The following is a 23,902-nucleotide window of genomic DNA, read 5'->3' on the forward strand; positions in this document are numbered from 1 at the left end:
CGCCTATTCGGAGACCGGGATGAACTGCCGGATCCACGCCCCGAACCCGCTGGGATTGCGGCTCTGGATATAGACGACGCCGGGGCCGCGGAAGCGACAGACGAATCCCTCCCCGGACGTGAAGCTCGCGATCCACCCGGCCGCGGCCTTCTCGATCGCGTAGGACGTGGTCGCGGTCCAGGCGACCAAGTGGCTGTTGTCCACGATGTATTCCTCATCCGGCTTCAGGTCCACCCGATGGACCGCGCCGAAGCTGTTGAGGATCAGCGTCCCGCTTCCGCCGATCTTCAGGATGAAGAACCCCTCGCCACCCAGCAGGCCACGGGCGAGGCTCTGCATTCGGCTTTCGATCGTGACTCCCTCAGCCCCCGCCAGGAAGCCGTCCTTCTGGACCAAATAGTCCGTGACGCCGTCCAGCTCCAGGAGCACGATGTCGCCCGGCACGGTCGGGGCGAGCAGCGCCTCGCCCGCCCCACGAGTCGCGCGGAGGGTCTGGAAGAAGAACTTTTCGCCCGACAGCATCTTGCGCGAAAGTGCCCCGAGCAGGCCGCCCTCCAGTTTGCTCTCCACGTCAATCGTGGGGGAGCAGGCGACCATCGCCCCGGACTCGGCTTTCACGCTTTCCCCCGCCGCCAGGTCCACCCGCACCATCGGAAAGGCCCCGGGATACAAGATTTCGCTCTTCATGCCGTTCTGGCTCCTTCTGCTCGATTCATGAACCTACGGGACCACCGTGTGTCGTCCGTCGTTCCTCGTCGCGACAGGCACACGTCCCCGACCACGCAGATCAGCCGGCCGCCGGGCACGAGCAGGTCATAGCCCAGCTTCCGGACCCGATCCAGCTCCCTCAGAAACTCCTCGTAGTCCTTGACGAGACCGAGCTGGCCGTTCGTCCGCCGGCTCACCGCCAACCCGATCCCCATGTTATTCGACCACCCACCCGTACACCCGATGGGTCGGCGCCGGCCCTTCCTCGCGATACGCCATCCGGATCCGGCCCAGCACGTCCTTCGGCAGCTCGTTCCGCTTCGCGTGGACGTCCACCCCGAACAGCCGAGCCGCGTTCAGCCCGAAAATCCGTTCCTTTACCTCGCGGGTCAGCGGCGGGTAGCCCTTGCGCGCGATCAACTCGTCCGGGATCTGGAACCGCCGGAAGGCCTCGATCTGCCACTGCGGGGTCCCGTACCAGATCGAGTCGGTCCCCCACAGCACGTGATCTGCGCCGAAGGCCACGAGGACCTCCCCCAGAAGATGCGCGCACAGGAGGGGCGAGGCCGTCACCAGTTGCGCGAAGGTCGAGCCCAGCTCCATGTAGATGTTGGTGAGGCCCGGCTTCGCCCGCTTCATCCGGCAGAACTCGCTGGTCCAGGGAATGTCGCCCGTGCGCGCGAACTCCGCCTCGAGCCCGGCCAGGCCGCGGAAGCCTGAGTGATAGACCAGAAACTGAATGTCCGGGAAATCCTTGGCCGCCTGGATCAGGTCGCGCGGATGGTTGTACTCCGGCACCGGCCCCAGGGGGAGTCCCTTATGCACGCAGATCCGCGGCACCTTGAGCGCCCGCGCCTGCTCCAACATCGGGTAGGCGATCCGCTCATCGTCCATCCACCAGCCGTGCGCGAACCCCTTGGGCGGCGAGCCCGTGTAGCACTTCCAGGCGTCCACCTTGAGCGTCCCTGCCTGCAGCTCCATGAACTCCAGATCGGCCCGCCCGAGTTGGGGCGTCGCCAGGCCGTGCGCCAGCATGCGCTGCGAGCCCGCCACGCGGTTGATCTCGTCGCGGATGTGGGCCATCTCCTTAGGCGGGACGACCGCCTCCTGGGGGTAGGGCCCCGGCGGCGTGCTGATCAACCCGATCGCGGTCTCGCTCTCCAGAAACACCTCCCGGATAAAGGTCTCCCAGGAGAGGTCCGCCAGGGTCCCGCGGTCGGCCTTGAGCGTCGGGGTCATCCCCGCTTCGCGCGCGCGGCGACGGAGCGCCAGCAGGCCCTCCTTCGTCACGGCCCCCGGGCGGCCCGCCTCGGTGTTCTGGGGGTCGTAGCCGGCGCTGACGTAGTGCGTCTGCACGTCGAAGATAAAGACGGGCGGCCCCTGCCGCTCGGCGAAGGCCGCCGCCTCCACCAGCTCCACGTCCAGGACATCGAAGAACCGCCCGAACACGGTGTTCATCGCCAGCAGGGCCGCCGCCATCCCGCCGGTCGTCTTGAGGAACTCGCGGCGGCTGACGCCCAGCCGCCGGCCCGCCTCGCCCGCCAGCCGCTCGGTCAGCCACTCGACCGTGGCCTGTGCAGCCGTTTGCCGCGTCGGCACGAACTCGCCGTTGGAGACGGGCCGGGTGGGGATCGGTCCGGCAAAGATCGTGCCCGGTTGAATCGGGCTTGGACGACGCATGCTCATGGCGGGGCTCCTCCGCAGGACCAGCTCGGCTGATCTTCGGGAAACGGGACCGGCAATGTCAAGCCAGGCCCTGGGCGGCCGCCGCCCCCGATTGAAGCCGGCCCGGTGGCGCGGCCCGACGATACCGGGGCTCCACCTACGGTATTGGTACGAGTTGACAAGGCCGAGCCGGTGGGCGCATGGTAAGCGGCGTCGTGACAGAGGGAGGACCCGCCATGTCCCCGGGCAGTCGACGGTGGCAGATCGGGCTCCAGACAACGGGGCACCTCCTGGGTGGCCTTCTCGGGTCTGCTACGGCCTGGGAAGGCTTTTTTGCTTCATGAAAGGAGTGACGGCCATGAAGACCTCTATTGTCGCGATCAGCCTCTCCATCGCTGTCGTGTTCCTCGCCTCGCTTGCGCTCGCCAATCCGGCGATGCTGCCCAAGCACCCGGGCTATCCGATGAGCAACGCCGTGAGCCCGGTCACCGGCCAGCCATTAGCCAACGATCCGGGCCAAACCAACGCGACTGGGGAGAAGGCCGCCTTGGAAGCGGCGGCGGCCGAGGACGTTCACGTGACGCAGCAATTGACGAATCCCGATGACCGGCGGATCCTCGAGAAGCCGGGCGCCGGCATCCTCCCGAAGGTGCAGGGGCCACAGATCAAGATCGAGCCGCCGGTCAAGGAAGCGACCCGGATGAAATAACCTCGGGGGGCACGGCGGCGTCCAGCCGCGCGCGCTGCTCGCGCAGGAGCGTCTGGGCCTCTGGGACGCTCACGGCCGTGAAGGCGACCGTGTCGCCCGGCGCAAGCTGGGCCGCGAGCGGAAGATCCGCCGAGATCACGACCGCGATCACGGGATAGCCGCCGGTCGTCTGCCGGTCGGCCATGAGCAGGATGGGTTGGCCGTTGGCCGGCACCTGCAGCGCCCCCATCGGAGTCGCCTCCGAGATGATTTCGGCAGGCCCCACGTGGGCAAGCGCGGGACCGAGGAGCCGGTAGCCCATCCGGTCACACTGCGGCGACAGGACGTACCGGGACCCCCTCAGCGTCTCGATCGTTTCCGGCGGAAATCCGTCCGCCTGGGGTCCCAAGACGACCCGGAGGGTCGGCGCGGCGGTATACCGCGGCCGCACGGCCGGCGGCACCGTGCGGCCGGCCAGACGCGCGGCGTCGGCGCCCGGCGGTCCGCTGCGGAGGTCGTCACCCGCCCGGAGAGCCCGGCCCGCCAGGCCGCCGGTTCCGCTCCGTGGGTGCGTCGAGCGGCTACCCAGTACGATCGGGACATCGAGCCCGCCCGCGACGCCGAGATAGGCGCGGGCGCCGGCACGCCGCGCGCCGAACGCGAGCCGCGAGCCAGCGCGGGCCGCCACGGCGGTCCAGAGCGGCACGGGCTGGCCGTCGAGCGTCGGCGAGAGGTCGGCACCGGTCACGGCGAAGACCGCCCCGGCGGCAAACTCCAGCACCGGCCCCGACATGGTGATTTCCAGCGCCGCCGCCCCGTCCGGGTTGCCGACCAGCCGGTTCGCGAGCCGGAGTGCGAGCGGATCCATGGCCCCGCCGATCGGCATCCCGAACCGCTGGTAGCCGGGTCGTCCCAGGTCCTGCACCGTTGTGAACAGGCCGGGCTTCAGGATACGGACCCGCGCGCGACCGGGCTCGTCGCGCGTCTTCCGTCTCATGCCTACGGTTCGCATCCTGGGCTGAGGAGCCGCACGCCGGCCTGCTCCAGCGCCTCCCGGAGGCGCGCCGCCAGCCGGTCGGCCCCGGGCGTGTCGCCATGCACGCAGATCGTCTCGGCGCGCAAGCGGACCTCCGGGCCGTCCACGCTCGGCAGCACACCCTCGCGGACCAGCCGCAGGACACGCTCGACCACGGCCTCTTCCTCATGAAGGAGCGCCCCGTCTCGACCGCGCGGCACGAGCGTGCCGTCCGCCCGGTAGGCCCGGTCCGCAAAGGCCTCCGCCACCGCCCGCATCCCTTGCCTCCGCGCCGCGTCAATCAGCGCCGAGCCCGCGAGCCCGAAGAGCGCGAGCCGGACGTCCACGGCCGCCACCCCGCGGACGATCGCCGCGGCGAGCGCGCCGTCCCGCGCCGCCATGGTATAGAGCGCGCCGTGGGGCTTGACGTGGGCCAGCGCGACGCCTTCCTCCGCTGCGACCGCGGCCAGCGCGCGAACCTGCGCGGCGACGAGTTGCTCGATGTCCTCGGGCGTCACGGGCAGCTCGCGGCGGCCGAGGCCTTCCGGGTCGGGCAGGCCTGGATGCGCACCGACCGCCACGCCGCGGGCCCGGGCCGCGCGGATCAGCCGTCGCATGAGCGCCGGGGTCCCCGCGTGCACGCCGCAGGCGAGGCTCACCGAGGTGACGGACTCCAGCACGCGCGCCTCGATCGCCACGCGCCCGGGCTCGTCGGATTCGCCGACGTCGCAGTTGAGATCAACCCGCATGGGAGACCCCACGGCTAGGGGCGAGGAGCGCAGCGAGGCGGCCATACGCCGCGCGGTCGATGGGCACGAACCGCACCCGGTCGCCGGGCGCCAGCAGGAAGGACGGGGTCCGCGCCGGATCGTACAGTCGCAGGGGCGTCCGCCCGATCAGGCGCCAGCCGCCGGGGCTCTCCAGCGGATAGATGCCGGTCTGCTCGCCGGCGATGCCTACCGACCCCGCCGGCACGCACGCCCGCGGCTCGGCCAGCCGCGGGGCCGCGAGCTTCGCGGGCACGCGACCGAGGTAGGGAAATCCCGGCATGAACCCCAACATGTAGACCCGATACTCAACCGAGCTGTGCAAGGCCGCGGCCTCAGCCGGCGTCAGCCCGGCGGCCGCGGCGAGCGCGGCGAGATCGGGCCCGGCCTCGCCTCCATACAGCACGGGGATCTCGATCCGCCGGCGCCCGAGGCGCGGGCCGCGGGGTGGCCGGGCGGCGAGCGCGCGCAGCCGCTTCAGCAGGGCGCCTCCGCGGACGACCAGTGGATCCACGTACACGGTCGCGGACCGGTAGGCCGGCACGACCTCCTGGACGCCGGGCCACCGCGCCGTCTCCACCGCCCGCGCGAACCGCAAGACCCGGTCGTTGATCGCCGGCGCGATCCGGTCCCCGAACTCCACGGTGACCGCCGCGTCGCCGGCCCAGCGGAGCCGGGGATATCGGAGCTGGTCCGTGGTCGGTGGTCGGTGGTTCATGTCACGCGACGACATAGCGCAGGGCCAGCAGGCCGGCGAACAGGTGGATGAGCCAGTGGGCCTGCTGGGGCTGCCCGGTCGCGAGCTTCAGCCGCGAGTAGGAGACGAGCCCGAAGGTGATGCCGTCGGTGATGCTGAGCGAGAACGGCATCAGGATGATCGTGAGGAACGCCGAGATCGCCTCGGTCGGATCGGTCCAGGGCACCCGCGCGACGCCCCGCAGCATCAGGCTGCCGACCACGATCAGGGCCGGCGCGAGCGCGATCGGGTAGTTCGCATAGAGCCCCATGAGGAGCGTGGCGAACGCGCTGGCCAGGCAGGTGGCCGCGAGCACCGCGCTGAAATCCATCCCGGTCGTGGCGAGCACGGTTGGCTGGACCAAGAGGATGTAACAGAGCGTCAGGAAGGTCGTGGCGCTGGCGACCACCTCGGTCCGGATCGTGGTGCCGTTCGCCTTGAGCTGGAAGTGCCGCTCCAGCGCCTCGCCCGGATGTCGGAGCCACGCCCCCCCGCATCGCCCAGAGCCTTCGTCACCGCGCCTCGCCCCGGGGCCCCGCCCCGTCCAGCACCTCGCGCACCCGGCGCACCAGCACGTCCGGGGTAAAGGGTTTCTGGAGGAACGCCGTGCCGGGATCCAGGATGCCGTGATGCACGACCGAGTTCTCGGCGTAGCCGGACATGTACAGCACCTTGACGTCGGGGCGGGCCGCGAGAAGCTGGGCGGCCACCTCGCGCCCGCTCATCTGGGGCATGACCACGTCGGTCAGCAGCAGGTGGACCGGCCCCGGATGGCGCGAGCTGAGCACCAGTGCCTCGATCCCATGGCGCGCCTCCAGCACCGTGTACCCCTGGAGCTCCAGCGTGTCCCGCACCAGCATCCTCACGCCGGGCTCGTCCTCGACCAGCAGGATCGTCTCGTTGCCGCGGGGCAGGCCGGGATCGGCCAGCGCCGCCGGCTCGGGCTCAACGGCCTCGTCCACCCGCGGGAGGTAGATCTTGAACGTGCTGCCCTTGCCGGGCTCGCTGTATACGAAGATGTAGCCGCCGCTCTGCCGGACGATGCCGTAGACGGTGGAGAGCCCCAGCCCCGTCCCTTTGCCGAGCCCTTTCGTGGTGAAGAACGGCTCGAAGACCCGGGCCTTCGTCTCCTCGTCCATGCCCTGCCCGGTGTCGCTCACCGCCAGCAGCACGTACCGGCCCGGCGCGACCACCTGCCCGTGCCGGAAGGAGTCGTCGATGTCGACGTTCGCGGTCTCGATCGTCAGCTTCCCGCCCTGGGGCATCGCATCCCGCGCGTTCACCGCCAGGTTCATGATGACCTGCTCGAGCTGGCTCCGGTCCGCCCGGACGTGGCCGAGGGCCGGCGCGAGCGCCGTGCTGAGGTCAATGTCCTCGCCCAGCAGCCGCTGGACCATCGAGCTCATGCCGCTCACCACGGCATTCAGGTCGAGGACCGACGGGATCAGGACCTGGCGGCGGCTGAAGGCCAGCAGTTGCTGGGTCAGGGCGGCCGCGCGGTCCCCGGCCTGCTTGATCTCCTCGACATCCGGGCGCAGCGGATCGTTCACGGCCAGACGGCTGAGCAGGAGGTGGCTGTAGCCGTTGATGATGGTCAGCAGGTTGTTGAAGTCGTGCGCCACCCCGCCGGCCAGCTTGCCCACCGCCTCCATCTTCTGCGCCTGCAGGAGCTGCGCTTCCAGCTCTTTCCGCTCATTGATCATGAGCAGCACCCCGCAGAGCTTGACGGGGCGCCCCCGCTCCACGATCACCGTGGCGAGGTCCCGCACCCAGACGACCCGGCCGTCGGCGGTGAGCATCCGGTACTCCAGCTCGTGATTGCGCCGTTCCCGGACCGCCTTCGTGCAGAACGAGATGACCTGGTCGTAGTCGTCCGGATGGATCACATCCCGCCACGTCAGGTCCGCGAGAAAGCGCGCGGGGGGATACCCGAGGAGACGCTCCGCCTGCGGGCTCACGAACGTGAACCGAAAGGTCTCGGCGTCCGCCTCCCAGACGATCCCGTCGAGCGAGTCCACCAGTTCCTGGTAGCGGCGCTGGGACTCCTTCAGCCGCGCCTCCGCCTCCCGGTGGAGCCACTGGCCCAGCGCGAGCGACGCCACGTTGGCAAGGGCCACCGCGAAGAGCTGGTCCTCCGGCGTCCAGCGCCGGGGCGGCCCCACGTGCTGGTGACAGAGGACCCCCTCCACCCGGCCGGCCACGTAGATCGGGACATCCATCAGGGAAGTGACGCCCAGCCGCGCCAGGTATCCGGCGGACAGCTCGGACGTCCGGGCGTCCTCCCGCGCGTCATCGGCCGCGATGACGTCGCTCGCGGCGAGCGCCATGAAATAGCGGGGCGAGTCGGCCACCAGCCACTCGACGCCCGCTGAGTGGCGGCCGGGGCCGGCCTCGTAGAGGTCCAAGCAGCGGATCTTCGTGCGGGACTCGTCGTAGCGCCAGAGGCTGACGCGCGCGACGCCGAGCGTGCGGGCGGCCGCCTCGGTCAGGTGTCGGGCGGTGACTCCGAAGTCAGCGGACTGCAGCGTGTCGCTGCGAACGAGCGTCGTCAGGGCGGACAACTGTCGGAGGACCGGCTCATCCGTCACGGCAGGTCCTTCTGTGCGGGACGGTGCGCGATCGCGGTAGACCGCCCGGTCCCAAACGGCCCTCATCCTAGTCTTTTCACGACAAAATCTACAAGTACGGACTTGTATCTAAGACCGGGCAGACGCGTCCGTCGAGCACCTGCATCGAGCGCAGCCGGCCGGCAGGGCAGACGCGGCGCTCAGCACGGGCGGCGATGCAGGCGTTCGATCTCGTTGGTGAGCTCCTGCTTCTCCTGCTGGAACGACCGTTCCAGCCCATACCGCTGCATCGCGTCCCGGAGGCTGGCGCCGCGGTCCTGCTCCCACTGACGGTCCGGCCGCGCGCCCTGTCCGGACGGGGCGGGCGCCAGGGAGCCTGCCGCCCAGACGCTGCCGCCGACCAGCAGCCCCAGCAGGAATCCGACGATGAGGTTGCGCATGGTGGGCCCTCCTTTGACAAGGCGGCGCCGGCGCCGCCGGCCGATCCGTCACCGCGGGCGACGATCGCCTGTAGGCCGCCTTGACACCGCCGCCAGAAAATCCGGCATGGCGCTCCAGATATAGTCAATCACGGAGAGCGCGTAGGCCTGCGAGGCCGCAAGGTCGCGCTGCCAGTGCGGGACCGCCTCGTGCACGTCGAGCACCGGCTCCTCCCGCTGATAGCAGACCTGGTTGAACAAGGGTGCGTCCCGGCCGAAGTGCCGTCGGACGAACTCCCGGTGGTCGTGCCCCATCGCCACCGCGAGGTCCGCGGCGTCGAGCAGCTCCCGCGTGAGCCGTCGCGGGGCGTGGCCGACCGGGTCGGCCCCCAGCGCCCGCAGCCGGTCCAGAATCAAGGGGTGCACCGGTTGCGGCTGCGCCTCGGTGCCCGCCGAGCCGACCACATAGCCGTCTGCCGGCCCGACCAGGGCTTTGAGCGCATATTCCGCGACCACGCTCCGGAAGACGTTGCCCGTGCAGATGAACAGGATGGATGGCACCGGACCGACCCGTTTGCGATCCATGCTAGCACAGCCGGACGCCTCCGGCGACCTGCCGCCTTGCCGGCCCGCCGTCGCTGCCCTATCCTACCCTATGAGACGCCGCAGCCCAGGGACGGCCATGCTGGTCGAAGCGGGAGGACTCCGGAGCAGAAAGGTGATCGTGGCGGGGGCGGGGCTCGCGGGGCTTGCCGCCGCCCTGGCCCTCCAGGACCAGGGCGCGCGGGTCACGGTGTTGGAGGCGCGGGACCGCGTCGGCGGCCGCGTCTGGACGCTGCGCGAGGGGTTCCTGGAGGGGCAGCACGGGGAAGCCGGCGGCGACCTCATCGAAGACAACCAGGACGCCATCCGAGCTCTGACGGCGAAGCTGGGGCTCGAGCTGGCCCCCATCCTGCCCCGCGGCTTCGGTTTCGTCCGGCAGGGACCAGCCGGGTGCCCCCCGAAGCTCCTGTCGCCGGGCGGCGGCTTCTGGGAGAGGCTTCGGGTGAGGCTCGAACCGCTCGTCCGCGCCTATCTGTTGGCCGAGCAGCGGTGGGACAGCGAGATCGCGCGGGCGCTCGCGCGGTGGTCGGTCGTGGACTGGCTTGCTCACACGCACGCGGACGAGGAGACGTGCGCGATCGTCCGGGGCCTGCGCGGCTTCTTCCTGGCCGACCCCGAGGAGCTGGCGTTGTTGGCGTTGGTGGATCACCTCGCCGACGAGCCGCCGGGGTGCGGCCGGCTGTACCGGATCGCCGGCGGCAACGACCGGCTCGCCGCCGCCCTGGCGGCGAAGCTCGACGAGCCCGTGCGGGTACGAACGACGGTGCGAGCCGTCAGGCAGGCAGCGGGGGCGGTCTGCGTGACCGTCCGCGCCGGGGATGGGAGCGAGGCCCAGTTGGCCGCCGACTACCTGATCGTTGCGTTGCCGGCCACGACGGTGCGCGGCTTGGCCTTCGACCCGCCTCTCCCGCCACGCCAACTCGAAGCCCTCACCCGGCTTCGGTACGGGCCCGCCACGAAGACCCTCCTGCAGTTCCCTAGACGGTTCTGGCGCGTCCGCGGCCGGCCGCGGGCCTTCGGCAGCGACCTCCCGATTGGAGCGGTGTGGGACGCGAACGAGGAGCAGCGGGGACGCGCGGGCCTCCTCGCGCTGTTCGCCGGCGGATCCGCCAGCGCCGAGACCAAGCGGCTCCTGGCCGAGGGCGGCGTCGCCGCGCTCACCGCACATCTGGACTGGCTGGGCTCGCGCGGCGTGCCGGTCCTAGCTTCCCGGGTCATCTCCTGGGAGGATGATCCCTGGGCGCAGGGCGGCTACGCCTATTTCGATCCGGGCTACGACCCCGCGCTGCGGGCCTGGCTCGCCCGAGCCCACGGCCGGGTGCTGTTCGCGGGCGAGCACACCAGCTTCCGGTGGCAGGGCTATATGAACGGCGCCATCGAGAGCGGGCTCCGGGCCGCGGCGGAGGTCGGCGCGCTGACCTGGCGGCCAGGCCGCGGCGGCGCGCGCGGCGGACCCGCCGCTCCGGGCTTGGGCGACTGACCATCGGCCGAGCGGACGAGGTGCCCTCTGGCGACCATCACCGTCACCCGCACCGGCCAGGAGACGTTCCGCGTCGAAGTGACCGAGGGCGCGAGCCGCACGTGCCACGAGGTCACCGCCACGAGCGCCGACGTGGCTCGCTACGGCGGCGGCACGTCCGCCGAGCCCCTGATCCGGGCGTCTTTCGAGTTCCTGCTCGAACGCGAGCCCCAAGAATCTATCCTGCGCCGGTTCGCGCTCCCAGTCATCGAGCGCTACTTTCCCGAGTATCCGGCGGAAATCCGCAGGCGGCTGGGGTAGCGGTCGCTCCACAAGCCGTTTCCCCGCTTTCCAGGATTTGCTTGCCTTCCGTCGGGGAACTCCGTATTCTGGGAGCTTCCGGGGGAGTCCCGAGGCCTGGTCGCGCGGCCGGTCGGGGCGAAGGGGGGGCGGGGTCCACCCCTTCTCAGGTTTCTTGCCTCAGCAGAGGAGGTTCCTATGTGGAAGAAAGACAAGATGGACGTGAAGGGCCCGGCGGACTCTCCGGAGAACGGCAGCCCGGAGCCGGCCCCGACCCCGGCGAACGGGGGCCCAGAGGGCGACCAGGACGTCATCGCCTTCGTTGGCAAGGGCGTGGAATTCAAAGGCACCATTACCTATAACGGCACCGTGCGCATTGACGGGTTCCTCGATGGAGAGATCCACACCGAGGGGATCCTCCTGGTCGGGGAGGAAGCCGTGATCACCGCCAAGGTGAGCGCGGGGACGGTGGTGAGCAAGGGGAAGATCACCGGGGACATCATGGCCAAGGAGAAGGTCAAGCTGCTCGCCCCGGCGGTCCTGAACGGCTCGGTGAAGACCCCGGTGCTCTCCATGGAAGAGGGGGTCTTGTTCAACGGAAGCTGCGAGATGGCGCGGGCCGACGTCCACGAATTGCCGCGCGATCCGGTCATTCGCCCGGTGACGCCCGGCGCGGGCGGGATGAAGCGCGTCGCCGGGGGCCAGGGTCCCGCAGGAGCGGTTCGCGATCCCCGCTTCGACGGCTAGAGGGAAGGGGCTGGGCCGCGCGGCTCAGTCAGGCGCCGGCCGCGAACCCCGCTCGTCCGACCTCAGCCGAGGGAGGGTTCCATGTGGGAGTTTAACGGCAAGAAGAAGCTCAACCTCGAGCACGAAGAGAACTTCACCTTCCTGGGACGGGGGGTGGACTTCAAGGGCGTTGTCAACTTCGACGGCACCGTCCGGATTGACGGCCGCCTCGAAGGGGAGATTCACACCAAGGGGACGCTCATCGTCGGGGAGCATGCCGTGATCAAGGGAATCATCACCGCTGGAACGCTGATCACCGGCGGGAAGATCCGCGGGAACGTCACGGCGCTGGAGAAGGTCCAGCTCCTCAAGCCGGCGGTGCTGGTCGGCGACGTCCGCACCCCCTCGATCTCCATCGAGGACGGCGCGCATTTCCACGGCGCCTGCGACATGGGGGCCGACAAGTGGGAGGAAGAGGCGCGTCAGGAGCTCGAGAACGTCCACAACCTCTCCGCCCACCGAGGCAAGGTCCGAGCGCAAGACTTCCAGCCATGACACGACCCACGGTCCTTCTTGGCATGAGCGGCGGCGTGGACAGCTCCGTCGCCGCCATGCTGCTCGTCGAGCAGGGATACCGGGTTCAGGGCGTCACCCTCCAGGTCTGGGAGCACGAGGATCCCGACACCGCCCCCTCGAAGCGCTGGCAGGAGCGCGGGTGCTGCAAGGTCGGCCTGGCCCGGTACGTGGCGCAGCGCCTGGCCATTCCGCACGAGGTGGTGGACGCGCGCGCCGCCTTCCGCACGGCGGTCATTGACGACTTTCTGGCCGGCTACCAGGCGGGGCTCACGCCCAATCCCTGTGTCCGGTGCAACGAGCGGGTCAAGATCCGCGCCCTCGCCCAGTTGGCCGAGGAGCGCGGCCTTGACTTCGTCGCCACGGGCCACTATGCCCGTGTGGTGCCGGGCGACCCACCGACCCTCCGCTGCGCACGGGACACGCGCAAGGACCAGACCTATTTCCTGTACCGGCTCGCCCCCGGGTGGCTGGCCCGGCTGCGCTTCCCGGTCGGCGAGCTGCTCAAGGCGGAGGTTTGGGAGCGCGCCGAGGCGCTGGGCCTGCCCGCCGACGAGCTGAAGGAGAGCCAGGAGATCTGTTTCGTGTCGCAGGGGGACTACCGCGTCTTCATCGAGCGGGAGGCGCCGCAGGCCAGGAGACCGGGACCGTTTGTGGATCAGGAGGGCCGCATCCTGGGACAGCACCCCGGCATCGCGTTCTTCACGCCCGGCCAGCGGCGCGGCCTCGGCGTCGCTGCCGGCCAGCGCCTCTACGTCCAGCGGGTAATTCCGGAGAGCGCGACGGTCGTCCTGGGCCCCGAGGAACATCTCTACCGGACCGACTGCCAGGTGGCGGACCTCAACCTGCTCGACCCGGCGCTCGCCGCGCAGCCCGCGCGCGCGCACGTAAAGATCCGCTACGCCAGCCCGGCCGCGCCCGCCACCCTGGTTCCCAACGTAGCCGACGGGACGATTACCGTGCGCTTCGATCAGCCGCAGCGCGCGCTCAGCCCCGGGCAGTCAGCCGTCTTCTACGAGGGCGACCGCGTCCTCGGCGGCGGGATCATCCAGTAACGCCGCTCGCCGGTCCCGGCGAGCGCCGGCAGGACAGCCTCGCGCCTGCATGCCGAACCGCGCCGACCGCTACGAACCCCAGCCGCGGTCCCCGTCGTCCCGCCGCGCGCCCGAGCGGCCCGCGGTCGCTGACGTGCTCGTGCCGCGACGAGTCCCCGGCCCCTTCACCTACGCGGTGCCCGCGGGGCTCCGTGCACGCCTCGTCGTCGGCAGCCTCGTGCTGGTCCCCTTTGGACCGGCCACGATCGCCGGCGTGGTCGTCGCGCTCGACCCGCCGGTCCAGACTCCGCGTCCCAGGCCGTTGCGGGAGATCCACGCGCTCCTCGACCGCTCGCCGGCCGAGCCGGCCCTGCCCGGACCGCTCCTGGCGCTGACCCGCGACGTCGCCATGGAATATTTGGCCCCCTGGGGGCAATGTCTCCGGGTCCTGCTGCCGAGGTCCGCCGCCCGACCCATGCTCGATCGCTACCGCCTCACCAGTCAGGGGCGCCTGGCCCTCGACCGCGGCATCCGCCTCTCGACCAGCGCCAAAACCCTCCTGGCCACACTCGCGGCCGCGCCGCAGCCGCTCGACCGGGAGGCCTTGCGACATGCGCTACCCGGTTCCCTCGCCCGCACGCTCACCGCCGTGACGCGCCGGGGGCTCATCGAGGTCCTCTCCGAGGCCGACGCGGCACGGATTCCCCCCACGACCGGCGGCCCGGGGCGGCGCCAGCCCCCTTCACCCGCCACGACCTCGGTTGGAGTGGCCTGGTGGCCCGCCTTGCTCGCGGCCCTCGCCGAGCGCCGCCCCGCTGTCTTCCTCCTCCAAGGGGCTGCGCCCGACCGCTGGGCCACGCTCTTCGATGCGGCGCAGGCTGCGCTCAGCCACGGCCGGCACGCGCTCGTCATCGCGCCTGAGCAGGCGGCTGCGGCAGCCATCGCGGCCCAAGCCGCTGCCCGCTGGCCCGACCGCGTCGTCCTGTTCCACGGCGGGCTCTCCGACGCGCTCCGTGCTCAAACGTGGTGGCGCATCCGGGACGGCGCCGCCAGCCTCGTGATCGGCACCCGGTCGGCCGTCTTCGCGCCCTTGCCGCGCCTCGGACTGATCTGGGTGGACGACGAGGACGATCTATCGCTCAAGGAAGAGCAGGAGCCGCGCTATCACGCGCGAGAGGTCGCCCGGCTACGCACCCAGCGGGAGGGCGCGGCCCTCATCATCAGCTCGGCCCATCCCCTGCTGGAGACCAGCCAGACCCTCCCGGCCTCCGCCACCGCGGCCCTGCCGGCTGCAGGCCCAGCCGCGCGGCCAGCGATCCACCTCGTGGATCTCCGCCGGCTCCCTTCGGGGACCCTGCTCTCGGAGCCCCTGCTCGACGGCCTTCGGACGGCCCTGGACGCGAAGACCGGCGCGATCCTGTTCCTCAATCGCAAGGGGTTTGCGCCCGCGCTCCTCTGCCGGGCCTGCGGCGCGGCGCCGCGCTGCCGCCGGTGCAGCGTGACCCTGACGTTCTATCGCACCGCAGGCCGGCTCGCCTGCCACTATTGCGGGGCGACCCTCCCGGTCCCGGACACCTGTCCGGACTGTCTCGCCCCGCGCCTGGAGCCCATCGGGCTCGGAACCGAGCGCCTGGAGGCCGAGCTGCGCCGCACGTTTCCCGACGCCCGCATCGCGAGGCTCGATCGGGCCAGCGTGCGAACGCCCACCCAGGCAGAGACCATCCGCCACCACCTGGCTTCGGGAGCCGTGGACATCCTGATCGGCACTCGAATGTTGTTCCAGGGGCCGCCGCTGCCGCGTGTCGGGTTCGTCGGACTTCCGCACGCCGACTCTGGCCTCCACCTCCCGGATTTCCGGGCCGCCGAGCGGCTCTACCACACCCTGCTCGACGCCGTGGCCCTCGCGCGGCCGGCCGCCCTGGGCGGCCGGCTGGTCCTCCAGACCTATCTGCCGACCCAGCCGGCGGTCGCCGCGCTGCTGGCCGACGACCCCAGCCGGTTTGTCGAGCCCGAGCTGGCCGCGCGCCGGGCGCTGGGCTATCCGCCCTTCACCCGTCTGATCGCCCTCCGCGTCACCGGACCTGACCAGGCGCAGGCTCAGGAAGCCGCGCGCCGCTGGGTCGCGTTCCTGGCGAACCAGGGCCCGCGCCGGATCGAGGCGCTGGGCCCGGTGCCCGCGCCCGTAGCCGTGGTCCGGGGACGCCATCGCTGGCACATCCTGGTCAGATCGGAAGACCGCGACGCGGTGCACCAGGCCGTCGCGGCGACGCTCGAGCCGATGCGGCGCACCGTCTCGCGCTCGGTGCGGTTGGACGTAGACGTGGATCCGGTGGAGATGGGGTAGCGGGGCGCGCTACCGCCGCGGACGGCGCAGGCCCGCACCCGGCGGCGGGTCGGCCGGCGGCCCCGGTTCGCCCCCAGGAGACACGGGACCATCCGGCGCCTCGCCGCCGACCTGGCGGGCGACCCTCCGGAAGATGCCGGAGGAGAAACTCAGCCAGAAGATCGCCGCGAAGCCACCCGCGAGCACCGATCTGGCGATCTCGCCCATCTGCTCGGTCGTGGGCTCAGCGGTGAGCGCGCGGAGTTGGACCATCGTCGCGATCGGCCAGGCCAAGCTCTCCAGCCCGAGCAGCAGCGTGGCCCAGGCCCAGACGAGGCCGATGGTGGCCCCGCGCCAGACCAACAGAGCGGCGACGCCGACTGCAACCGCGGCAGTCACCGACGCAGGGGGCTGCCCCGCCATCAACCAGAACCCGACGGTCACCACCAGGCTGCCGAGGACGGCGTTCAGCTTCGGCGTCCAGACCATCATCGCCTCGTTGACGGACCGGGGGCAGTGTGCCGGCTTCCGGCCGCCCTGTCAATCCCGCGCCAGCTTGCACAGCCGTCGCCCATCCGCTATGGTCACGGTGAGGAGACATGCCCGACCTCATCGTCTTCACCGACCTGGACGGCACCCTGCTTGACGCAGCCACCTACACCTTCGACGCCGCCCAGGAAGCCCTCGACGCGCTCCGCGCCCGCGCGGTGCCGCTGATCCTCGTCTCGAGCAAGACGCGGGCAGAGACGGAACCCCTCCGGCATCGCCTCGGGCTGGCCGATCCCTTCGTCGTCGAGAACGGCGGCGCGGTCTTCATCCCCACGGGATACTTTCCCTTCCCGGTCCCCTGGGCTGAGGTGCGCGGCACTTTCCAGGTGATCGAGCTCGGAACGCCCTACGCTCGCCTGCGCGCCGCCCTCAAGGAGATCGGGCAGGCCCTCGGCTGCCAGCTCCGCGGGTTCGGAGACCTGTCGCTGGACGAGATCGCCGCCGTGACGGGCCTGCCGAGCCACGAGGCCGGCCTGGCCAAACAGCGCGAGTACGACGAGCCCTTCCTGTTCGAGGGGCCGCCGGCGCTGGCCGACGCGGTCCGGGGCCTGGCCGAGGCGCGAGGGCTTCGCTGCACGAAGGGAGGACGCTTCTATCATCTCATGGGAGCGAGCGACAAGGGAAAGGCCTGCCGGGCCCTGATTGACTGCTACTGGCAGGTGGCCGCCGGCCAGGGACAACCCCTCGTGACCGTCGCCCTCGGCGACAGCGTGAACGACCTCGCGATGCTCGCGCTCGTGGATCGCCCGGTCCTCGTCCGCAGGCCGGACGGCGGTCATGCCGGGGACATCCAGCTCCCCGGCGTGATGCGGACCACCGGCATCGGGCCGGCTGGCTGGAGCGAGGCCATCTTGGACCTCCTCAAGGCCGTCTAACCCCGAGGAGGATCGGGCCATGGAAACCAAGTCCGGCTACCTCTGTGAGCTAGAAGCCCAACTCAAGGAATGGAGCGTGAAGATCGGGCAATGGGCCGACCGTGCCTGGCACGACCTCAAGACCGCCTCCGACGCCGCCCGCCGCACGTTCAAATGAGCGGCACGACTCAGACCGGAGCCGACCCCCTGGAGCCTCACGGCGGGGCCGGCGCCGTCAGGCCCGACGACGCAACGGGCGCGCCCGTCGTCCCAGTCACGGCCAGGCGAAGAACCGCAGCCACAGATAGGCCGCGCTGATGGCCACCGACCCGAGCATCACGGGGAAGCCCAGGGCGACGAACCGCCAGAAGCTGATCACGTAGCCGGCGCGGCGCGCGAGATCCACGATAACCACGTTCGCCGTCGCCCCGATCAGCGTGCCGTTGCCGCCGAGGCAGGCGCCCAGCGCCAGCGCCCACCAGAGCGGAAGGATGTCCGGCTGGTGCACCAGCGCGGCGTACTCGGTGACGTCGGGATGGAGCGACCGCGCCAGGTCCACGATCAGCGGGTTCATGGCGGCCACATAGGGGATGTTGTCCACGACGGCCGAGAGAATCGCGGACCCCAGCAGCACACTGAACATCGTGCCGGCCTGGTTGCCCCGCGTGAACAGGACCAGCTCGTCCGCCAGGTACCGGATCGCCCCGACCTTGACCAGTCCGCCGACGAGGATGAAGAGCCCGATGAAGAAGAAAATCGTCTTCCACTCGATCTCGGTCAGGTAGTCCAGCTCCTCCCCCTGCTCCCCACCCCCGTGGCCGTGGCCGACCAGCATGAACAGGCTCGCGCCCAGCAACGCGACCGTAGCGGGCTCCAGGTGGACGAGCCCATGCATGCAGAAGCCGACCGTCGTGAGGACGAGGAGCCAGACACACTGGACGAGGAGTCGCCGGTCCCGGATCACCTCCCGCTCGCGGAGCGCGAGCACCGCCTCCCGGAGCTGCGGCGCGACCGTCAGCGAGCGGCCGGCGACGAGCCAGAGGGCGCCGAGGAACGCGGCCATGATGAGCAGGACGACGGGGCCCAGCATAACCAGAAACTCCACGTAACTCAGCTCGGCCTTGCTCGCGATCATGATGTTGGGCGGGTCCCCGACCAGGGTGGCCGTCCCGCCGATGTTCGAGGCCAGAGCTTCGCTGACGAGGAAGGAGACTGGGTTCAGCTCCAGCCGCCGGCAGATCTCCAGCGTCACCGGGGCCATGAGCAGGACGGTCGTCACGTTGTCCAGCAGGGCCGAGAGCCCCGCGGTGATGAGGGCCAGGAGCATGAGCATCCGGAAGGGTCTGACCTTCGCCCGCTTGGCCGCCCAGATGGCGAGCACCTCGAACAGCCCGGTCTTCCGCGTGATGTTCACGATGACCATCATCCCGATCAGCAGGAAGATGACGTTGTAGTCCACCCCGTAGTCCTGGGAATAGAAGGCCTCCTCCTGCGTCACCACGCCGAGGCTGATCATGAGCACCGCACCGAACAGCGCGACGATGGTCTTGTGGATCCGCTCGGTGACGATCGCCAGGTACGACGCCCCGAAGATCAGCAGCGCTAGCGTCACGTCGTTCATCCGATCTCCTCACGGTTCGCGGCCACACACCCAGGGAGGCGTCCGCCCGCGCACCGGTCCAGGCATGGCACAGTGGGCCCCCTTGCGCAAGGGGTCTCGCACGCGCACCGGTGGAATCAGGACCGGGCCTTGGAGTCCGCGGCGGACGCTAGAGTCGGCCCGCCGAACCCGGCAAACACGCGGCCGTAGGCCTTGCCCACGGCCGTGCGCTCGATGAGGAACACGAGCAGGGCGGTCAGCAGAATGCTGAACAGGACCACCGCATAGGTGACATCCCGCATGAGCTCGCCCCCCGGGACGCCCGCCTGCAACGGGATCGCGGACAGGACGACGGCCGCTAGGCCCTTGGGGGCCATGGCCGCCATGAGCGACGCGTCGGCCGCCGGCGTGGCCCGCTGGATGGACAATCGGACGACCGGCAGCCGCAGCAGGGAGATCGCGAGCGTCAGCGCCCCGGCGATCGAGACCACGAGCACGTCCGTCAGCCGCACGGAGAGGCCCACGTAGACGAAGAAGAAGGTCTTCAGCAGGAACGCGACCTCGGCGAAGAAGACCCGCTCCGTCTCGTTGAAGGTGAGCGGCACCAGCGGCGTGAGCTGCTTCAGCCGGGGCAGCTCGACCGACTCGATGTTGCCGAGCGTGACGCCAAAGGCCAGCGCCGCGATGTACCCGCTGAAGCCGAGCTGCTCCGTCAGCCCGAACACGACGAAGAGAAACGCCGGCGTCGTGAACACCGCGTGCTGCAGGTTGCGCACCTTGTGCAGCAGCATGGACCAGAAGAAGCCGCTGGCGACGCCCAAGATCGAAGCCAGGATGAAGGAGGACAGGATCTCCCCGATCATCAGGCCGACCCGCAGCTCGCCGAGCTTGTACAGCTCGACCAGCGCGATCGTCACGACGATGCTGAGGACATCGCTCACGGCGGATTCGAGAAACAGGATCGTCCGGCTCTCGTCCTGGATGTCGAGCTGCTTGACCAGCGGGATCACGACGGCCGGCGAGGTGGACCCGACGATCGCGCCGAGCGCAAACGCGGCCACGGGGTCCAGGCCGGTGAGCGCGAGCGCGCAGGCGCCCACCGCGGCGGTCGTCACCGCGAAGCTGGCCAGCGTCAGCGCGAGCGTGCCGCGGACCGCCTGCCGGAGCACCGAGAGGCTGAGCCCGATCCCCTCCTCGAACAGGAGGATGATCAGCGTGATGGTCGTGAAGACCGGCCCGACCGCGCCGAAATCCTCGGGCTCGACGAGGTCGAGGACGGGGCCGAGCAGCAGCCCGATGACGATCAGCCAGAGCACGTCGGGCAGCCGGGTGTGCTCGAACACCGCGGTGAACAGGTGGGCGAGGAAGACCAGCAGGCCGATGGCGGTGATCGTGAGGGCGACGTCCATGCGTCCTCAGCGCTCGCGGCCCCGCTCCCCCGCGGAGAGGTCCGCCGGGCAGAGGTCACGGGCCGCCTCGTCCGCCTGGGCGACGCGGATCGCCGGAGGCACGTCGTCCTCAGGTAGGTACGGCTTGGGGATCGTCGTCCGGTTGCCGTCCCGGAGCTGCGTGTCGTGCGGCGACATGATCTCGACCCCCGCCTCGTTGAACTTGTCCTGGATGCACTGGTGCAGCTCGGAGTAGATCTCCGCCATCCGGTTGGGCTGGTCGGTGTAAGCGTTGATCTCGTAGCTCACGTAGAAGTCGTTCAGGGCGGTTTGCGGCACGAAGGGCGTGGGCTCGGCCTTGATGTGCTCAGTCTCCCGGGCTGCGGCCATCAGCAGCTCGTGGACCTTCCGCCAGCGGGCGTCGTAGCCGATCGTCACGCTCGTGTGCAGGATCAGCCCGGGCTTGCCCGCCGACGCGCTGTAGTTGACCAGGTGACTTCCCAGGACCATCGAGTTGGGGATCGTGATGACGACGTTCTTGATCGTGCGCACGCGGGTGACGAGCAGCGTCTTCTCCACGACATCCCCGCAGGTGTCCGCGATCGTGACGCGGTCCCCCGGCCTGAAGGGCCGCATGGCGAGCCGCTCGAGGCGGTCCATGACGGCCCGGGCGCGGGCTTCCGGCCCGAGCGGGCCGAGCTTGTCATACACGCGGAACAGTTCCTTCTTGTCGAACAGGACCGGCGCGTCGGCCGCCGGCGGGTTGGCCGGCGCGGGGCCTTCCGCCCCCGACAACCCAGCGCCCGGCGCCAGGAGCCATAGGCACAGCCCCGTACAGAGTATTCCCGTGCGCATCGGCGTCCCCCTCCGGGTGACTCGTACCTGGTCGCGGCCCCGAGCCAGGCGGTCCCGCCCGGCTCCCCGATTATAATGGCCCTGTCGAGCCCGCACCAGCCCCGAGGCGCTGCCTGTGCCGGTGGGGCGACCAACCTCTCCTGTCTTCGCTTGACATTTCCGCCCGCAACCCAGTAGACACGTCAGGCCGTTCCGTAGAACCCACCAAGGACGCGCACCGTTGTCGCTGGACCGCCGCAGGGGCTATGCCGAGACCTGAGCCGCTCGTGGGGCCGCTCGCCTGGCTGGTCCTCACGCTCGTGGCCGGTCCAGCCCTCGCCGAATCGCCCGACACCTCCTCGGCCTGGCACTACGGGGCCTATCTGGACCTCGCCTACGCGGTGGACTTCAATTTTCCCGAGAACCACAAGTGGCGCAGCAAGACGACGACGCCCCGCGTCAACGAGTTCACCCCCAACATGGTCATGGGCTACGTGCGCAAGGATGTCTCGCCCGATGCCCGCTGGGGGATGGAATTCGGCGTCATGGGGGGCTCCGATACCGACGGCTTCGTCCCCGCGCCGATCCCGGGACGGCGAGCCCCGGTGGGCAGCGCCGACGCCCTCCGGCACTTCTCGCGCACCAACGTCTCCTACCTCGCGCCGGTCGGGAACGGGCTGACGCTCACCGCAGGCCTCATGAACAGCTACATCGGCTACGAGAGCCTCTTCGCCCGGGATAACCCGACCTACACGCGGGCCTACATGTCGGACAACTCGCCGTACCTGGTCTTCGGGGTCGCCGCGACCTATCCGGTCAGCGACCGCCTCTCGCTGGGGCTCTATGTGATCAACGGCTACGTCTACCTGAACCGGATCAATGACCAGCCGCGGTACGGGACCCAGGTCCAGTGGAAGGTCACCGAGCGGCTGACCGTCACCAACAACCTCTTCTATGGCCCGGAGCAGGCGAACACCACCCTGAAATACTGGCGCGCATTCACGAACAATATTGTGGAGTGGCGCACCGACCGGCTGGCCCTCGGCGCCGCCTACGATTTCGGGACCGAGAAGGCGGCCAACCTCCCGACCAGCCCCCAGGTCTTCTGGACCACAGGCGCCCTGTTCGGGCGCTGGCACGTCGCCGGGCCTTGGAGCGTCACGCTCCGGCCGGAGTTCTATTGGGACCGTTACGGCTGGATCACTGGGGCCGAGCAGTTCATCCGAGCGATCACGACGACGCTGGAATACCGGCTGGCCGTTGCGCGCCAGACCGCCGTCATGCGGCTGGAATATCGGTACGATGAGTCCACCGGCAGGCAGGGCGGATTCTTCACGCAGGGTACCCTCTCGCCGGGCCGACCCCAGCTCACGACGGACCAGCAGCTCCTGCTGTTCTCCGTCATCTGGTCCTATGATTCCTGACCCGGAGCGGCGCCGGCGCTGAGATTCCAGTAGAACCCCGCAACCCTTCTGCCGTAAGATGCGACCCGAAGCCCGGTGGGAACACCAGACCCGGGGCGTCTGACCTGACCGAACGAGGAGTCATCCCATGCGTCTTCGCGGCCTCATCATCCTTAGCGTGCTGTGCGCGACCGTTCCCGGGCCATTCGCCTTCGGCGCAGCCGATCTGCGCGGCCAGCTCACCGTGGCCGGTCACGGGCCGGAGCAGGAGGTCCTCCAGTCGCTCGCCCGGGCCTTCGAAAAGGCCCATCCCGGGACCGCCGTCGAGATCAAGTGGAGCCGGTACCTCAAGACGCTCGAGCTGCTCCGCAAAGGCGAGGCTGACATCGCCGTGACCGGGCATGAAGAGCCCGAGTTCACCGCCACGCAGATCGCCTGGGACGGCATCGCGATCATCGTCAACGCCGCGAATCCCGTCCGCGAGGTCACGCTCCAGCAGGTGGCCGACCTCTTCACGGGCAAGATCAGGACCTGGGCGGAGCTGCAGGGCAGCGAGAAGGGAGTCGAGCTGATCCGACGGCCCGCCGACCGGAACCTCAACGCGGGGCTGGAGCAGTCCCTGGGCATCGTCGGCAAGTTGGCAAATCAGGGCAAGGAGATCCGCTCAGACCAGGACGCCTCGCGCGAGGTCGGAGGCGGATTCAACGCGGTGAGCTATCTCTCGCTGGGGTTCGCGCAGCACTCCATCACGTTCGGGACCCCGATCGCCATCCTGACCGTGGACAAGGAGGAGCCGGCCGAGCACACGGTCCGGGACGGCCGGTACAAGATCCGGCGGCCCGTCCTCCTGCTCAGCCGGAAAGAGTCGAATCCGCTGGTCGAGGCCTTCCTGGCGTTCTGCCTGTCCCCCGAAGGCCAGAAGATCGTGGACGAGCAGTATATTCCTTTAAAGCGGTAGCGGACATGCGCCTGGCACGGACCGCGCCGAGCGGCGGGCCGCGCACAGCTTCCCGTTATGAGACGCCGGGCTCCTTGCGGATGAGCCTCCGGCCTTCGACCTCGGTGGCCGCGACGAAGTGGGCAATCGTCTGCCGGATCGTCTCGTTCAACAGCTCTTCGACCTCGCGCGCCTCGAAGTCGCCGATCCACTGGGAACGGCGCCCACTCAGGTCGAGGCGGAGACGGCTGCCGTCCGCAGCGTTCAGCACCTCGACGGCCAGGTCCACCTCGATCAGGACGGTGGTGCCGAAGACCCCGCTCTCGGCGGTGGCGACGCACTGGCGCAAGAGCCCGGACACCTTGATGTCGGGGCCTCCCTCGAGCGGCTCGATGCCCGGCTTGTCCAGCCAGGCCCGCCAGCCCAGCCGGCGCTTCAGCTCGTCAACGAAGACCTCGGCCACGTCTTGGCCCAGGTCTTCCCCGTTGACGATGAGGCGCGTGTTCTCGCCGAGCAGAGGGGCGAGCGACCCCACCTGGATCTTGTCCAGCCGCTCGATCGTGAACGGCGCCACGGCCACTTTCAGCCCGTTGGGGCTGGGAATCGGCGGCCGCGCTCCCGGCACGACCACCCGGACATCCACGACGATGTCGTGCCGGGGCTCCGCGCAGCCGCCGACCGGCAGGAGCAGGGCGAGGAGGAGCAGCGCAGCCAGCCAGGCCTGCCGACGGGACGCGCTCTTCATTGTGGGGCA

24 protein-coding genes and 2 pseudogenes are annotated in these 23,902 nt (G+C 70.1%); 11 read left to right on the forward strand and 15 right to left on the reverse strand.

Going from position 1 to position 23,902, the window contains the following annotated elements:
* Positions 1-3: 3 nt before the first annotated feature.
* From ACWHYQ_RS07330 to ACWHYQ_RS07340, 3 genes and pseudogenes are all read right to left on the reverse strand, one after another.
* Positions 4-687, reverse strand: coding sequence for a TIGR00266 family protein (locus ACWHYQ_RS07330; protein ID WP_447975040.1), 684 nt, complete (start codon positions 685-687; stop codon positions 4-6).
* 36 nt (positions 688-723) lie between these two features.
* Positions 724-893: pseudogene (locus tag ACWHYQ_RS07335) on the reverse strand (site-specific DNA-methyltransferase); the annotation flags it as partial.
* 31 nt (positions 894-924) lie between these two features.
* On the reverse strand, positions 925-2,394 hold the full coding sequence (locus ACWHYQ_RS07340; protein WP_447975041.1) for an amidohydrolase family protein: 1,470 nt from the start codon (positions 2,392-2,394) through the stop codon (positions 925-927).
* Between the two features lie 337 nt (positions 2,395-2,731).
* Here ACWHYQ_RS07340 and ACWHYQ_RS07345 point away from each other — a divergent pair, with 337 nt between their 5' ends.
* On the forward strand, positions 2,732-3,082 hold the full coding sequence (locus ACWHYQ_RS07345) for a hypothetical protein (RefSeq protein WP_447975042.1): 351 nt from the start codon (positions 2,732-2,734) through the stop codon (positions 3,080-3,082).
* Here ACWHYQ_RS07345 and ACWHYQ_RS07350 read toward each other — a convergent pair.
* The 7 genes and pseudogenes from ACWHYQ_RS07350 to ACWHYQ_RS07380 all read right to left on the reverse strand — a co-directional run bounded on the left by ACWHYQ_RS07350 (position 3,057) and on the right by ACWHYQ_RS07380 (position 9,150).
* Positions 3,057-4,058: a 5-oxoprolinase subunit C family protein gene (locus tag ACWHYQ_RS07350; protein ID WP_447975043.1), complete on the reverse strand. Its 1,002-nt coding sequence runs from the start codon at positions 4,056-4,058 to the stop codon at positions 3,057-3,059. The two genes, ACWHYQ_RS07345 and ACWHYQ_RS07350, sit on opposite strands and share 26 nt — an antisense overlap.
* A gap of 2 nt (positions 4,059-4,060) precedes the next feature.
* Entirely contained in the window at positions 4,061-4,825 is a 765-nt protein-coding gene (locus ACWHYQ_RS07355) for a LamB/YcsF family protein (RefSeq protein WP_447975044.1), read from the reverse strand.
* On the reverse strand, positions 4,815-5,561 hold the full coding sequence (gene pxpB, locus ACWHYQ_RS07360) for a 5-oxoprolinase subunit PxpB (protein ID WP_447975045.1): 747 nt from the start codon (positions 5,559-5,561) through the stop codon (positions 4,815-4,817). The genes ACWHYQ_RS07355 and pxpB overlap by 11 nt, the downstream gene beginning before the upstream one ends.
* Positions 5,562-5,805: 244 nt before the next feature.
* Positions 5,806-6,039, reverse strand: a pseudogene (locus ACWHYQ_RS07365) (NCS2 family permease); the annotation flags it as partial.
* 52 nt (positions 6,040-6,091) lie between these two features.
* Positions 6,092-8,167 (reverse strand): ATP-binding protein, encoded by a 2,076-nt coding sequence (locus ACWHYQ_RS07370; protein ID WP_447975046.1) that lies wholly within the window; start codon positions 8,165-8,167, stop codon positions 6,092-6,094.
* A gap of 179 nt (positions 8,168-8,346) precedes the next feature.
* The gene (locus ACWHYQ_RS07375; protein WP_447975047.1) at positions 8,347-8,586 is read right to left on the reverse strand and encodes a hypothetical protein; all 240 of its coding nucleotides are present in this window, start codon (positions 8,584-8,586) and stop codon (positions 8,347-8,349) included.
* 48 nt (positions 8,587-8,634) lie between these two features.
* Positions 8,635-9,150 (reverse strand): arsenate-mycothiol transferase ArsC, encoded by a 516-nt coding sequence (locus ACWHYQ_RS07380; protein WP_447975048.1) that lies wholly within the window; start codon positions 9,148-9,150, stop codon positions 8,635-8,637.
* Positions 9,151-9,247: 97 nt separating this feature from the next.
* Between ACWHYQ_RS07380 and ACWHYQ_RS07385 the strand changes: the two genes are divergently transcribed.
* From ACWHYQ_RS07385 to priA, 6 genes are all read left to right on the forward strand, one after another.
* Positions 9,248-10,648, forward strand: a complete 1,401-nt coding sequence (locus ACWHYQ_RS07385; protein ID WP_447975049.1) for a flavin monoamine oxidase family protein — start codon at positions 9,248-9,250, stop codon at positions 10,646-10,648.
* A gap of 78 nt (positions 10,649-10,726) precedes the next feature.
* Entirely contained in the window at positions 10,727-10,948 is a 222-nt protein-coding gene (locus ACWHYQ_RS07390) for a hypothetical protein (protein ID WP_447975050.1), read from the forward strand.
* A 177-nt stretch (positions 10,949-11,125) separates the two neighbouring features.
* Positions 11,126-11,674, forward strand: a complete 549-nt coding sequence (locus tag ACWHYQ_RS07395) for a bactofilin family protein (protein WP_447975051.1) — start codon at positions 11,126-11,128, stop codon at positions 11,672-11,674.
* A gap of 81 nt (positions 11,675-11,755) precedes the next feature.
* Positions 11,756-12,208 carry a bactofilin family protein gene (locus tag ACWHYQ_RS07400; protein WP_447975052.1) on the forward strand — a complete coding sequence of 151 codons (453 nt, stop codon included), beginning with the start codon at positions 11,756-11,758 and terminating at the stop codon, positions 12,206-12,208.
* Positions 12,205-13,281, forward strand: coding sequence for a tRNA 2-thiouridine(34) synthase MnmA (gene mnmA, locus ACWHYQ_RS07405; protein WP_447975053.1), 1,077 nt, complete (start codon positions 12,205-12,207; stop codon positions 13,279-13,281). Before ACWHYQ_RS07400 ends, mnmA begins: the two co-directional genes overlap by 4 nt.
* Before the next feature lie 49 nt (positions 13,282-13,330).
* Positions 13,331-15,604, forward strand: a complete 2,274-nt coding sequence (gene priA, locus ACWHYQ_RS07410) for a replication restart helicase PriA (protein ID WP_447975054.1) — start codon at positions 13,331-13,333, stop codon at positions 15,602-15,604.
* Between the two features lie 9 nt (positions 15,605-15,613).
* On the opposite strand, the gene ACWHYQ_RS07415 is transcribed toward priA, so the two are convergent.
* Positions 15,614-16,075, reverse strand: a complete 462-nt coding sequence (locus ACWHYQ_RS07415; protein ID WP_447975055.1) for a hypothetical protein — start codon at positions 16,073-16,075, stop codon at positions 15,614-15,616.
* A gap of 107 nt (positions 16,076-16,182) precedes the next feature.
* Between ACWHYQ_RS07415 and ACWHYQ_RS07420 the strand changes: the two genes are divergently transcribed.
* Both ACWHYQ_RS07420 and ACWHYQ_RS07425 read left to right on the forward strand, forming a co-directional pair.
* Positions 16,183-17,007, forward strand: a complete 825-nt coding sequence (locus ACWHYQ_RS07420; RefSeq protein ID WP_447975056.1) for an HAD-IIB family hydrolase — start codon at positions 16,183-16,185, stop codon at positions 17,005-17,007.
* Positions 17,008-17,026: 19 nt separating this feature from the next.
* Positions 17,027-17,164, forward strand: a complete 138-nt coding sequence (locus ACWHYQ_RS07425; protein WP_447975057.1) for a hypothetical protein — start codon at positions 17,027-17,029, stop codon at positions 17,162-17,164.
* Between the two features lie 96 nt (positions 17,165-17,260).
* On the opposite strand, the gene ACWHYQ_RS07430 is transcribed toward ACWHYQ_RS07425, so the two are convergent.
* The 3 genes from ACWHYQ_RS07430 to ACWHYQ_RS07440 all read right to left on the reverse strand — a co-directional run bounded on the left by ACWHYQ_RS07430 (position 17,261) and on the right by ACWHYQ_RS07440 (position 20,829).
* Positions 17,261-18,607, reverse strand: coding sequence for an SLC13 family permease (locus ACWHYQ_RS07430; RefSeq protein WP_447975058.1), 1,347 nt, complete (start codon positions 18,605-18,607; stop codon positions 17,261-17,263).
* A 116-nt stretch (positions 18,608-18,723) separates the two neighbouring features.
* On the reverse strand, positions 18,724-19,995 hold the full coding sequence (locus ACWHYQ_RS07435; RefSeq protein WP_447975059.1) for a cation:proton antiporter: 1,272 nt from the start codon (positions 19,993-19,995) through the stop codon (positions 18,724-18,726).
* Positions 19,996-20,001: 6 nt separating this feature from the next.
* A complete protein-coding gene (locus ACWHYQ_RS07440; RefSeq protein WP_447975060.1) occupies positions 20,002-20,829 on the reverse strand; it encodes a mechanosensitive ion channel family protein in 828 nt (275 codons plus the stop codon).
* A 245-nt stretch (positions 20,830-21,074) separates the two neighbouring features.
* Here ACWHYQ_RS07440 and ACWHYQ_RS07445 point away from each other — a divergent pair, with 245 nt between their 5' ends.
* Together ACWHYQ_RS07445 and ACWHYQ_RS07450 are read left to right on the forward strand one after the other, a co-directional pair.
* Positions 21,075-22,232 carry an outer membrane beta-barrel protein gene (locus ACWHYQ_RS07445; protein ID WP_447975061.1) on the forward strand — a complete coding sequence of 386 codons (1,158 nt, stop codon included), beginning with the start codon at positions 21,075-21,077 and terminating at the stop codon, positions 22,230-22,232.
* 127 nt (positions 22,233-22,359) lie between these two features.
* Entirely contained in the window at positions 22,360-23,169 is an 810-nt protein-coding gene (locus ACWHYQ_RS07450) for a substrate-binding domain-containing protein (protein ID WP_447975062.1), read from the forward strand.
* 55 nt (positions 23,170-23,224) lie between these two features.
* Here ACWHYQ_RS07450 and ACWHYQ_RS07455 read toward each other — a convergent pair whose 3' ends face one another.
* Positions 23,225-23,893, reverse strand: coding sequence for a hypothetical protein (locus ACWHYQ_RS07455; protein ID WP_447975063.1), 669 nt, complete (start codon positions 23,891-23,893; stop codon positions 23,225-23,227).
* Positions 23,894-23,902 lie beyond the last annotated feature (9 nt).

This window comes from Nitrospira sp. Kam-Ns4a, from assembly GCF_965152595.1.